Raw genomic sequence first — 13426 nt, 5'->3', positions numbered from 1 at the left:
CACTTAAAATTACATGGTCTGTTGAGATGGATAAAATAGAAATTAGAGGCGCTCGTACGCATAACCTCAAAGACGTTAACCTAACGATTCCCCGCGATAAACTCACGGTTATCACAGGGTTATCCGGTTCAGGGAAGTCGTCACTTGCGTTTGATACTCTATACGCAGAAGGGCAACGTCGCTATGTTGAGTCTTTATCTGCCTACGCTCGCCAATTTCTATCTCTTATGGAAAAACCCGATGTAGACCACATCGAAGGTTTATCTCCGGCTATCTCGATAGAGCAAAAATCGACATCTCATAACCCTCGCTCAACCGTAGGTACCATTACCGAAGTCTATGATTACCTGAGGCTACTTTACGCTCGAGTGGGCGAACCTCGCTGTCCGGATCACAACATCCCCCTAACTGCGCAAACTATCAGTCAAATGGTGGATAAGGTACTAGAGTTACCTGCGGGCTCAAAAATGATGCTGCTTGCGCCGATCGTTAAAGAACGTAAGGGTGAGCATGTAAAAACACTTGAGAACTTAGCGGCTCAAGGCTTTATTCGAGCACGTATTGATGGTGAAACCTGTGATCTGTCCGATCCACCAGCACTTGAACTGCACAAGAAACACACCATTGAAGTAGTAGTTGACCGATTTAAGGTGCGCCCTGATCTACAGCAACGACTCGCTGAATCGTTTGAAACAACACTGGAGCTCTCTGGCGGTATTGCGGTTGTTGGCTGGATGGACGAAACAGATCAAGAAGAGATCGTGTTCTCTGCTAACTTCGCTTGTCCCAAGTGTGGTTACAGCATGCAAGAGCTTGAGCCTCGCCTATTCTCATTCAACAACCCAGCAGGTGCATGTGGTACGTGTGATGGGCTTGGTGTTCAACAGTATTTTGATCCAAGTCGAGTGATTTTAGATGAGAACCTAAGCATCGCTGAAGGTGCGATTAAAGGCTGGGATCAAAAGAACTACTACTACTTCCAGATGCTAACATCACTGTCAGAGCATTATGGTTTCGATCTGTTTGCGCCGTTTAACTCTCTACCGAAGAAGACTCAAGAGATCATTCTCAAAGGTTCTGGCCGTACTGAAGTTGAATTCAAATACATCAATGATCGTGGTGATATCCGCGTTAAACGTCATCCCTTTGAAGGTATTTTGAATACGCTAGAGCGCCGTTACCGTGATACGGAATCAAGCTCGGTGCGTGAAGATCTTGCTAAATACATCTCAACGAAGTCATGCTCTAGCTGTAATGGTACTCGTCTGAGACTAGAAGCTCGAAATGTCTTTATCGGCGATACAACACTGCCTGAGATCGTTGAGCTCAGCATTGCTGATGCACTACAATTTTTCCAAGAGTTGAAGTTAGACGGTCAGCGTGGGCAGATCGCCGATAAAGTGATGAAAGAGATCAATGATCGCCTACATTTCTTGGTTAACGTTGGTTTGAACTACCTTAACCTATCACGCAGTGCTGAAACTCTGTCTGGTGGTGAAGCACAACGAATTCGTCTAGCAAGTCAAATCGGTGCCGGTTTAGTGGGTGTTATGTATGTGTTGGATGAGCCGTCAATTGGCCTCCACCAGCGTGATAATGAACGTCTACTTCAAACCTTGGTTCACTTGAGAGACTTAGGCAATACGGTACTTGTTGTAGAACATGATGAAGATGCCATTCGCTGTGCAGATCATGTCATCGATATAGGCCCAGGCGCTGGTGTTCACGGTGGTCATGTAGTCGCAGAAGGCACCATGCAAGACATCATCGACAATCCGAACTCTTTGACAGGCCAATATCTGAGTGGCGTGAAAGAAATTGAAGTACCAAAACAACGAACACCAATCGACAAGAAGAAAGTCGTAGAGATCGTTGGTGCGACAGGCAACAACCTAAAGAATGTTACGGCAACTATTCCAGTGGGATTATTTAGCTGTATTACGGGTGTATCAGGCTCGGGTAAATCGACACTAATCAACGACACCTTCTTCAAAGTCGCTCACACTCAACTTAATGGTGCAACCACAGCAGTACCGGCAAAACATAAAAAGATTAAAGGGTTAGAGCATTTCGATAAGGTAATCGATATTGATCAAAGCCCAATAGGTCGCACACCAAGATCAAACCCTGCGACCTATACTGGTATCTTCACTCCTATTCGTGAACTTTTTGCTGGCACACAAGAGTCACGTTCACGCGGTTACAAAGCGGGGAGGTTTAGCTTTAACGTGCGTGGCGGGCGCTGTGAAGCGTGTCAGGGCGATGGCGTTATCAAGGTAGAAATGCACTTCTTACCGGATGTGTATGTACCGTGTGATGTATGTAAAGGTAAGCGCTACAACCGTGAAACACTAGAAGTTCGCTACAAGGGTAAAACCATTGACGAAGTTCTTGAGATGACTGTTGAAGATGCTCGTGAGTTCTTTAATCCAGTCCCAGTGATTGCACGTAAACTGCAAACGCTTATGGATGTGGGTCTTTCTTACATTCGCTTGGGCCAAGCGGCAACCACCTTATCTGGCGGTGAAGCGCAACGTGTTAAATTGGCTCGCGAGCTATCTAAACGAGATACAGGTAAAACCTTATACATTCTCGATGAACCAACAACCGGCCTTCACTTCCACGATATTCAACAGCTATTAACCGTGCTGCATCGACTGCGTGATCACGGTAATACGGTTGTCGTGATTGAACACAACTTAGATGTCGTTAAAACAGCAGACTGGATCTTAGATCTTGGCCCTGAAGGTGGTCAAGGTGGTGGAGAGATTGTTGCAGAGGGTACACCTGAAGATGTAGCGTTGGTCGAAGGTTCACACACCGCTCGCTTCCTTAAGCCTATGTTAAATTTGAACTAGGTGTAAAATAGCGCCCTGCGAGCAGACAGAAAAATGTTAAAGTAACGGAGCTTGTTTCAGAAGGAACAAGCTCTGTTTTTATAAGGTTAGGGATTTATGGCAACAATACATACTAGCGGTACCCAGCTAGAAAATCAGATCACTCAGTTACCACTCAACAAAGCATTCCTCGGTTCATTAGCTGTTGTGTTCTTACTCGCCATGCATTTTTTCATGCCTAATCCCGGTGGCTCTGGCCTTGCTCTCTCTTTTAATCCAACCACTTGGTTAGCACTGAGCTTCACCTTAGCAATTGGCTTTTACCAACTCGCGACCAATCGAGTACTCAAGTATTCCAAGTTAACCATAGGTTTACTGATCAGTTGCGTGATACTTACATTGCCGATTCTATACAGCAATGCTTCACCGGAAGGAGCTTCAGGCCGATTACTTGGGTTATGGGCAGGTTTTGCTTTATTCGTAGTCCTTCAGCAGTTCAAATTCAGCAACAAACACAAACAACGTATGCTGTGGTTCATCGTACTCGCTGTCGTCATACAAGCGCTGTTTGGTTATGTGCAATATTTTGTATTAGAACCAGGTAACCTATTTGGTTACAACACAGCAGCGAATCGCCCTTACGGAATATTCCAGCAGCCCAATGTGATGGCTAGTTTTTTAGCGACTGGTTTTGTACTTTCTGCTTACCTTTTAGCAAGACAGCCCGCTAAGTATAATCACAAGATCAGCGAATCTTTCTTATTGTATCTGACCCCAACGTTAACCGTGCCGCTCCTGATCATCATCGCATCACGCACAGGGTGGTTGGCAGCACTCATCGGGTTTGTGTGTATTCTGCCTTACCTTTACAAATTCTCGACCAAGAAACGCTTCTATGGCTGGTGTGCATCCGTTGCTGTCGGTATCGTGGTTGCGTTTACCGTGATCAATCTCAGCGCTACAGATAGCATCGCTAGCAAGAAAGCGAACTTAGAAAGCCCTCGCGCTTACACTTTCCCGCAAACGTTAGATATGTTGGTAGAGAAGCCATTTACTGGGTACGGCTATGGCAAGTTTGAATCAGAGTACACTCTATATACGGCTCGCCAGCATCAACTGAACTCAAATTATCATCCGGGGCTTCCTTCTATGGATCACCCGCACAATGAGTTTCTATTTTGGGGTGTCGAAGGTGGCATAGTGCCAATCGTAGGGATCTTGATTGCCGCGGTGTTAGTGATGTCTCGTATAGCAAGTTCAGCAAAGGGCACGCGCCTGGCATTACTTGCGCTGTTTATACCTATACTCTTGCATTCTCAACTGGAGTATCCGTTTTATCATTCGGCGATTCACTGGATAACCTTCATCATTTTGATTTACTGGGTGGATCAGCGTGCTTCACGTCACTATCAGCAGCCGTTCAGCATAATCAGTAAAACCTTGTTTAGAGTGAGCAGCTTAGTATTACCGATCCTAGTGAGCTTTTATATGCTGAGCGCACTGCACACTAACTATGTACTGACTAAATTCGAGCTATCTAAACCTAAAAACCCAGATATTCTCAAACAAGTAACTAACCCAGTAGTTTGGAAAGATCGCTACGACTGGGACATATACAGCACTTACCTTAATATTGGTCTCTACAAAGCCGACCCGAGCCTTATACAGCCTTACATCGATTGGTCACTGGAGATCATAAAGAGCAAGCCAAGACCTGCTTTCTACAGCAATCTGATTCTAGCGTATCAAGGCCTAGGTGAAGAAAGTAAGGCAAAGCAAATTCGTAGCGAAGCGAACTTTTTATTCCCTAACAGAGACTTTTCAAAGGTTCAGTATAAGAAAATATCTCAAGCTGAGAACAACGTCTCGTCGGCAGAGTAGTTAGCAACTAACGAGATATGACTTCCGCGTCTTATCTTTAGAACAAACACAAAAAAGCGCACGAACTCTCGTGCGCTTTTCTTTTTAATTTCAGCTTATTGCAGCTATTTCAAAACATCTTTTAGCGCTTTTAGACACAACGCGACATTCTCTTTTCGCGCACCATAGCCCATTAGACCGATACGCCACGCTTTGCCCGCTAGAGAACCAAGTCCGGCACCAATCTCAAGGTTATACTCTTCTAAAAGCTGGGTTCTGATTTTTGCTTCATCAATCCCTTCAGGGAAATAAAGCGCATTAAGTTGCGGTAAGCGGCTCTCCTCATCAACCACAAACTTCAGCCCTAAAGCTTCGACGCCCTCTTTCAACTCTTGATGCATTGCGTGATGGCGAGACCAGGCATTATCTAGGCCTTCATTTTTTAGTAGCACAAGAGACTCATGCAATGCATAAAGACTGTTTACAGGTGCAGTATGATGATAGCTACGCTTACCTTCACCACTCCAATAACCTAATACCAAGCTCTGGTCTAGGAACCAGCTTTGTACTGGTGATTGACGCGCCTTCATTTTCTCAACCGCACGCTGAGAGAAAGTCACCGGAGATAGTCCAGGAACACAAGATAGACACTTTTGACTGCCAGAATAAACCGCATCAAGCTGCCATTCATCAACCAACAACGGAACACCACCTAACGAGGTTACTGCATCAACAATCGTCAGAGCATTAAACTGACGAGCAATAGCTGAGATAGCTTGAGCATCCGATAACGCTCCAGTTGATGTCTCTGCATGCACAAATGCGACAGCAACAGCATCGGGGTTTTCTGCCAATGCTTTTTCTACTTTGTCGACAGAAACAGGCTTGCCCCACTCGTCATCAACAAGGATGGCTTCACCACCGCAGCGAACAACATTCTCGCGCATACGCTCACCGAAAACACCGTTACGGCAAACAATGACCTTTTCACCTGGCTCAATCAAGTTAACAAAGCAAGTTTCCATACCCGCACTACCCGGTGCAGAAACGGCAATCGTAAATTCATTTTCCGTTTGGAAAGCATATTTAAGAAGCTGTTTAAGCTCATCCATCATCGCAATAAACAACGGATCTAGGTGACCTATCGTCGGACGGCTTAGAGCCTGCAGTACTTGAGGTGAGATATCAGAAGGACCTGGTCCCATTAACGTTCGGTGTGGTGGATAAAAGCTATCGATAGCAGTAGTGAGTGTTAAATTAGACATGTACATCCCTTACGTTAATGTTGTGAACAATCCACCCTAAAGCAAATTGATTACCTCAGCAATTAGCCATAAGTATTGAGGTCAAACCACTGTCACATAATTGTTAAAATTATTTTTCAATTATCTCAAGTTACGGATTGACATTGTTACCGCAAACACGTTCAATGAAACGGCTATCTAGCAGAAGAGGAGCACTGCCCAGGCAGATGTTTTGTGGAACCGCATTTCCAATACAAAACATTTATGGGGAGCAGTGCCGAGATAATAAAAGGATGCAGGACCTTTATTATCGGTTGAGCGGGCTGAATCCCTTCAACTGTCGCCATTTCTATATGGTGAAGAGCTTCTGAGGTTACTATTCTAATAATTCCTCTCTTTTTGCTCTAAAACTCTCTTCGAAAAACATCGGACGTTGGATTACCCAACCGTAATTTTATTTTAGGAAGTCGTGGGAGATATATCGTGAGTGCATCTAATGTAGCTGGTTCTTTTAATGTCGCTAAGTTTGGTGGAACAAGTGTTGCCAACTTTGAAGCAATGAGCCGTTGTGCTGCCATTATTGAAAACAACTCAAATACGAAACTTGTCGTAAGTAGCGCGTGTTCTGGTGTGACCAACTTGCTAGTGGAACTCGCAAACGGAGTTCAAGACAAAGCTCGCCGCCAAGAATTGATGACGCAATTAGCCGACATCCACAATGCTATTCTTGACCAACTTGCTGATCCAATCAGCATCAAAAAAGAAGTTCACAGTATTCTTGATGATATTGCTAGCGCTGCTGAAGCCGCATCATTTCAAGCAAGTACTAAGCTGACTGATCACCTAGTGGCCTGTGGTGAGCTGATGTCGACACACATCCTAGCTCAAATCATTCGCGAGCGCGGAACACCTGCGGTTCGTTTCGATATCAGAGAAGTGATGCGCACCAATGATGATTTCGGAAAAGCAGAACCACAGCTAGAAGAAATTGCCGCTTTGGCAAAAGAGAAATTGATTCCACTGTGCCAGCAACAAGTTGTCGTGACCCAAGGCTTTATCGGTGCTGATAGCGAAGGTAACACCACGACCCTAGGCCGCGGTGGCAGCGATTACTCAGCAGCGCTTATTGCAGAATCTGTACTAGCAATTGGCTTAGAGATCTGGACTGATGTTCCGGGTATCTATAGTACCGATCCACGTATTGCACCTAAAGCTTCTCCTATCCCAGAAATCAGCTTCAGTGAAGCATCGGAAATGGCAAACTTCGGCGCGAAGATCTTACACCCTTCGACTCTCGTTCCTGCACTGCGCCACCAAATTCCTGTCTTTGTAGGTTCTTCAAAAGCGCCAGAATTAGGTGGTACATGGATTCGCCAGCAAGTAGAAAGCTCTCCTCTGTTTAGAGCACTTGCCCTGCGCTGCAACCAAACCATGGTTACGCTGCGCAGTGCTAACATGTTCCATGCTTACGGTTTCCTTGCAAAAGTGTTCGAGATCCTTGCTAAACATAAGATCTCTGTCGATCTTATCACCACATCAGAGATCAGTGTTTCACTGACTTTAGATCAAACTGACACATCAGGTGGTGCTCCTGAATTACCAGAAGCAGCGCGTATTGAGCTTGAAGAACTGTGTTCTGTCGATATTGAGCATGACCTGTGCCTTGTTGCTCTTATTGGTAACAACATGAGTGAAAGCAAAGGCTATGCAAAGCAAGTATTCAGTACTCTAGAAGATTTCAACCTACGTATGATTTGCTACGGTGCAAGCCCTCATAACCTGTGCTTCCTGCTGAATGAGTCTGTTTCTAAATTAGCGATTCAGAAACTTCACCAAGAATTATTTGAGTAGAAAGCCCGTTTATCATCGACAGATAAATAACTAAATCACGAATACAAAAAGGGTTGCAACCAAGCAACCCTTTCTCTTTTTTACTTTACGAATCCAAGCTCGTCATAGCTTAAAAGCTAGTTAATGTTTGGACCTAACCACTTCTCAGCTTCTAACATATCCCAACCTTTACGATCGGCATAACTATCCACTTGATCCTGTTGAATCTGTGCAATAGCAAAGTATCGAGCATCAGGATGTGAAAAGTACATACCAGACACAGAAGCACCAGGCCACATCGCATAGCTCGACGTTAAGGACATATCAATCGCTTTCTCAACATCCATTAACTCCCACAACGTACCTTTCTCAGTATGCTCAGGGCAAGCAGGGTAACCTGGAGCAGGACGAATACCTTGGTATTTCTCACGAATCAAATCATCATTCGATAAGTTTTCATCTGGCGAGTAACCCCAAATATCCTTTCTCACTTCTTTATGCAGGTACTCCGCGAACGCTTCAGCCAATCGATCAGCAACCGCTTGAATCATGATGGCATTGTAATCATCGCCATTCGCTTTGTATTCATCAGCCAGCTCTCGCTCACCAATCCCCCCCGTCACCGCAAAGCCGCCAATCCAGTCCGCTTTACCGCTTTCTTTTGGAGCAATGTAATCAGACAAGCAGTAGTTAAAGCCTTTTGGTTTCTCCGTCTGTTGGCGAAGATTATGCAGAACCTTCAATACCTCAGTACGAGATTCATCGGTATACACTTCAATGTCATCACCGACACTGTTGGCAGGGAACATCGCACACATACCGCGAGCTTCAAGTAGTTTCTCTTTCTCCACACGGTCTAACAGATCGTTAGCGTCTTTGAATAAACGTTTTGCCTCTTCACCTACTTCTTCATGGTCAAGAATAGCTGGGTACTTACCAACTAATGACCACGTCATAAAGAATGGCGTCCAGTCAATGTAGTTACGGAGCGTAGCCACATCGAAGTCATTGAATATGTGTACTCCCGGTTTGAGTGGTGCCGGTGGTGTGTAAGCATCCCAATCAATGGCCACTTTATTAGCACGAGCTTTTTCAAGTGTCACAGGCTTAGTGCGAGGCTTCTTACGATTATGTTGATCACGAACGCGATCATAATCGATATCCAACTTCTCGACGAAAGCAGGTTTCAATTCATCAGAAAGTAGTGAGGTACACACACCCACAGCACGAGAGGCGTTGTTTACATAAACCACTGGCTCAGAATAGTTCTGTTCAATCTTAACCGCAGTGTGCGCTTTAGAGGTGGTTGCGCCACCAATCAATAGAGGAAGCTTAAAGCCTTGTCTCTCCATCTCTTTGGCAACGTGTACCATTTCATCAAGAGATGGCGTGATCAAACCAGATAAGCCGATAATGTCGACGTTCTCTTCTTTAGCGACCTTTAGAATCTTTTCACAAGAAACCATCACACCTAAGTCGATAATTTCGTAGTTGTTACACTGCAAAACCACGCCAACGATATTCTTACCGATATCGTGTACGTCGCCTTTAACGGTCGCTAACAGAATCTTACCGTTAGTCGCGCCCACTTCTTTGGATGCATTGATGAACGGTTCTAAATGGGCAACAGCCTGCTTCATTACACGCGCAGACTTAACTACCTGTGGTAAGAACATCTTACCTTCACCAAATAGGTCACCTACAACGTTCATGCCGTCCATTAGAGGGCCTTCTATCACTTCAATAGGACGAGAAGCATTTACGCGAGCTTCTTCAGTATCCTCGACAATAAAGTCTGTAATACCTTTCACCAGAGAATGCTCCAAGCGCTTTTCTACCGGCCATGTTCTCCACTCTAGCGCCGATTTATCTTCGACTTTACCCACCGCTCGCTCTAGGTACTCAGTTGCCATATCAAGCAAACGTTCCGTCGAATCATCACGACGGTTCAATACAACATCTTCAACAGCATTACGCAGATCTTCTGGAACGTTATCGTAAATTTCTAACTGACCAGCGTTTACGATACCCATATCCATACCATTCTTAAAACAGTGATATAGGAATACTGCGTGGATTGCCTCACGAACGTAATTGTTGCCACGGAATGAGAATGACACGTTCGACACGCCACCAGAGATCATCGCATGAGGGAGGTCACGTTTTATATCTCCCACAGCTTCAATAAAGTCGACCGCATAATTGTTATGCTCATCAATACCCGTCGCAACCGCGAAGATGTTCGGGTCAAAAATAATGTCTTCTGGTGGGAAGCCAACTTCATCAACAAGAATATTGTAGGCATTGGTACAGATCTCGACTTTTCGCTCTCGAGTATCAGCTTGACCAACTTCATCAAACGCCATCACGATGACAGCTGCACCATAGCGACGAACCAACTTAGCTTGCTCGACAAATTTCTCTTTGCCTTCTTTCAGAGAGATAGAGTTAACGATACCTTTACCCTGAATACATTTCAGGCCAGCCTCGATAACTTCCCATTTTGAAGAGTCGACCATTACTGGTACTTTTGAAATCTCTGGTTCAGAGGCACATAAATTAAGGAATTTAACCATGCACGCTTCAGCGTCTAGCATCCCTTCATCCATGTTGATATCGATAATCTGGGCACCATTTTCGACTTGCTCGCGAGCGACACTCAAGGCTTCGTCGTAAAGCTCTTCTTTGATCAAGCGTTTGAAACGCGCAGAACCGGTAACGTTAGTACGTTCACCCACGTTAACAAACAGAGATTCTTTCGCGATTGTCAGAGGTTCTAAACCGGATAGACGACACGACACAGGTAGGTCTGGCAATTGACGAGGGGTAACACCTTCAACCGCTTCAGCCATTTGGCGAATATGCTCTGGCGTGGTACCACAACAACCACCAATCAAGTTCAAGAAGCCACTTTCAGCCCACTCCTTAACGTGCTCTGCCATATCTTCAGGTGAAAGGTCATACTCACCAAATGCGTTAGGCAAACCTGCATTAGGGTGAGCAGAAACATAGCTCTCAGAGATACGAGACATCTCACCGACATACTCACGCAGCTCGTCAGGGCCTAATGCACAGTTCAACCCAAATGAGATCGGTTTAACATGACGAAGGGCGTTGTAGAAAGCTTCTGTCGTTTGACCTGAAAGTGTACGACCAGATGCATCAGTAATGGTACCGGAGATCATTACAGGTAAAGTTATGCCCACTTCTTCAAAAACAGATTCCACCGCAAAAGCACACGCTTTAGCATTTAGTGTGTCGAAGATAGTTTCAATAAGAATTAGGTCTGATCCGCCTTTAATAAGTGCACGAGTCGATTCAGAGTAAGCTTCGACCAACTCATCAAAGCTCACATTACGATAACCCGGATCATTTACATCTGGAGAGATAGAACAAGTACGGTTAGTCGGACCTAGTACACCCGCAACAAAGCGAGGCTTTTCTGGGGTCTTTGCCGTCCACTCATCAGCCGCTTCACGGGCAAGCTTAGCGGCAGCAAAGTTAATTTCTTCACTAAGGCTTTCCATATCATAGTCGGCCATAGCGATGGTTGTAGCGTTAAAGGTGTTGGTTTCGAGGATGTCTGCCCCAGCTTCCAAGTATTGTGAATGGATATCTTTGATAAGCTTAGGCTGCGTAAGAACTAGAAGGTCATTGTTGCCCTTCAAGTCACTGTGCCAATCAGCAAAGCGTTCACCACGATAGTCTTGCTCTTCCAATTTATAATCCTGAATCATGGTGCCCATGCCACCATCAATCAGTAAAATTCGTTGCTTCAACAGAGCGTCAATCTTTTGCCTTACATTACTTCCCACGATACAACCTCATTCCTTTAATTATCCCTCCATCCTATCACACATTAAAAAGGAGTCTAGACGTCTAAAAAGGAAATTGATTACCGACTCATGACAAAAAAATGTTTGCTATTTGAGCATGAGACAACGAAAATTCATACTCATACTTTGTTACATGTTGGAATCCCAATGTCGGTCTATTACACCTTATGCTTCTTATCCGCAGCGGCAATGCTCATTGCTTTCGTGAATACCAAAATTGGTAAAATGCAGACAACCATCGCCATCACTGCTGGCTCAATGATGTTGTCTCTATTGATTATCATTGCAGGACAAAACAATTGGTTCCAACTGGCTGACATCGCCTCAGAAACCGTTGCAAGTATCAACTTTGAAGACTTCCTACTCAAAGGAATACTAGGCTTCTTACTTTTTGCTGGCGGTTTGGGGATTAAATTACCGAATCTAAAAGACCAGAAGTGGGAAATAACAGTACTTGCACTTGGTGCTACGCTGTTTTCAACATTCTTTATCGGCTTTGTGCTCTATGGATTCTGTCAATTCATCGGTATTCAATTTGATCTGATTTATTGTTTACTCTTTGGGTCTTTAATCTCTCCAACCGATCCAATAGCAGTGTTAGCAATAGTAAAGAAACTTGACGCCCCTAGACGAATTTCAACTCAAATCGAGGGAGAATCTCTATTTAATGATGGTTTTGGTTTAGTCATCTTCGTTACCCTATTTACCATCGCATTCGGCACAGAAACACCGACGGTAGGCAGCGTAACCATGTTATTCGCCCAAGAAGCGATTGGCGGTATCGTCTACGGATTTGCTTTAGGTTTGATATTCCATTATCTAATCAGCAACACCGATGACCACTCGATGGAATTACTACTAACCATCGGTATCCCGACGGCTGGTTACGCCTTCGCTGAAGTTCTACATGTGTCAGGTCCATTAGCGATGGTGGTATCAGGCATTATGATTGGCAACTGGACGCGCTTTATAGGATTCTCTAAAGAGAGTGAAGATCACCTAGACCACTTCTGGGAATTAATTGATGAGTTTTTAAATGGCGTACTATTTTTATTAATCGGTATGTCGATGCTGCTGTTCAAATTCCATCAAGAAGACTGGATATTAATGGCGTTCGCCGTGCCTCTCGTATTAAGTGCACGCTACCTAAGTGTTTTCTTATCCTATATCGGATTCAAACGGTTTAGAACGTACAACCCATGGTCAATCAAGATTCTAACTTGGGGTGGCTTACGCGGTGGCTTAGCACTGGCAATGGCACTTTCAATCCCATCTGGTATCTGGGTGATTGAAGATAAACTCATTGATGTAAAAGAGATCATCCTAGTAATGACCTATGCCGTTGTTGTGTTCTCGATTCTGATTCAAGGCTCAACGATTACTCCGATGATAGAGAAAGCGAAACAAGCAGAGAAAGAATTGGATTAACATCTAAATTAAAAAACGAAGGCTACTTAATGAAAGTAGCCTTTTTTACATCCATTCATTGGCCTTATCTTAAATCACCATACCCGTCTTATCTTGCTTCAAAATTCTCACGCTCCTCTATTTTCTTTTAGCCAAAAAGAGGTAATACCAATTCCGTTAATTTTGTGATCTAATATGGACTCTTAAAAGGAGTCCTTATGAAGCATGATTTTCCGAGTCTGATTAATTCCACATCCAATGCTCGGCTTAGAATGCGTTATTTATCCGTTTCTCATTTTGTTGACGGTAAAAGTCGCACTCAAATAGCTAAGTACCTTAAAGTTAGCAGAGTAAGCGTCAATAAATGGGTCAAAGCATATCTCGACAATGGTCTTGAAGGACTTCAAGAGAA

At 44.3% G+C, this 13426-nt stretch carries 7 protein-coding genes and 1 riboswitch; of the genes, 5 read left to right on the top strand and 2 right to left on the bottom strand.

The annotated features are described in order from the left end of the window. Positions 1-26 precede the first annotated feature (26 nt). Together uvrA and L1D22_RS12200 are read left to right on the top strand one after the other, a co-directional pair. Complete coding sequence (gene uvrA, locus L1D22_RS12205) at positions 27-2858, top strand: excinuclease ABC subunit UvrA (RefSeq protein WP_239830008.1); 2832 nt, start codon at positions 27-29, stop codon at positions 2856-2858. Between the two features lie 96 nt (positions 2859-2954). Continuing rightward, positions 2955-4718, top strand: a complete 1764-nt coding sequence (locus L1D22_RS12200) for a PglL family O-oligosaccharyltransferase (protein WP_239830007.1) — start codon at positions 2955-2957, stop codon at positions 4716-4718. Positions 4719-4822: 104 nt separating this feature from the next. Here the strand turns inward: L1D22_RS12200 and L1D22_RS12195 are convergent, their stop codons facing one another. Continuing rightward, complete coding sequence (locus L1D22_RS12195; RefSeq protein ID WP_239830006.1) at positions 4823-5962, bottom strand: alanine--glyoxylate aminotransferase family protein; 1140 nt, start codon at positions 5960-5962, stop codon at positions 4823-4825. 176 nt (positions 5963-6138) lie between these two features. Beyond that, positions 6139-6316, top strand: a riboswitch (Lysine riboswitch). Positions 6317-6424: 108 nt separating this feature from the next. Here L1D22_RS12195 and lysC point away from each other — a divergent pair. Further along, positions 6425-7792 (top strand): lysine-sensitive aspartokinase 3, encoded by a 1368-nt coding sequence (lysC, locus tag L1D22_RS12190; protein ID WP_239830005.1) that lies wholly within the window; start codon positions 6425-6427, stop codon positions 7790-7792. Positions 7793-7908: 116 nt separating this feature from the next. Here the strand turns inward: lysC and metH are convergent, their stop codons facing one another. Beyond that, positions 7909-11586, bottom strand: a complete 3678-nt coding sequence (gene metH / locus L1D22_RS12185) for a methionine synthase (RefSeq protein ID WP_239830004.1) — start codon at positions 11584-11586, stop codon at positions 7909-7911. 168 nt (positions 11587-11754) lie between these two features. Between metH and L1D22_RS12180 the strand changes: the two genes are divergently transcribed. Together L1D22_RS12180 and L1D22_RS12175 are read left to right on the top strand one after the other, a co-directional pair. Beyond that, positions 11755-13035 carry a sodium:proton antiporter gene (locus L1D22_RS12180; RefSeq protein ID WP_239830003.1) on the top strand — a complete coding sequence of 427 codons (1281 nt, stop codon included), beginning with the start codon at positions 11755-11757 and terminating at the stop codon, positions 13033-13035. Positions 13036-13232: 197 nt separating this feature from the next. Beyond that, positions 13233-13426, top strand: a 194-nt coding sequence (locus L1D22_RS12175; RefSeq protein ID WP_239830001.1) for a helix-turn-helix domain-containing protein, incomplete at its 3' end; no start/stop codon positions are given.

The sequence above is a fragment of the Vibrio sp. Isolate34 genome (assembly GCF_022397915.1).
Taxonomy (GTDB): Bacteria; Pseudomonadota; Gammaproteobacteria; order Enterobacterales; family Vibrionaceae; genus Vibrio.
The sequence above is the reverse complement of the archived record's forward strand: the minus strand, read 5'-3'. Positions and strand labels throughout refer to the sequence as shown.

Excerpts from the sequence above, each read along its gene's own strand:
- L1D22_RS12200 (WP_239830007.1), top strand. The coding sequence starts at position 2,955 with ATGGCAACAATACATACTAGCGGTACCCAGCTAGAAAATCAGATCACT.
- L1D22_RS12195 (WP_239830006.1), bottom strand. The coding sequence starts at position 5,962 with ATGTCTAATTTAACACTCACTACTGCTATCGATAGCTTTTATCCACCA.
- uvrA (WP_239830008.1), top strand. The coding sequence starts at position 27 with ATGGATAAAATAGAAATTAGAGGCGCTCGTACGCATAACCTCAAAGAC.
- L1D22_RS12180 (WP_239830003.1), top strand. The coding sequence starts at position 11,755 with ATGTCGGTCTATTACACCTTATGCTTCTTATCCGCAGCGGCAATGCTC.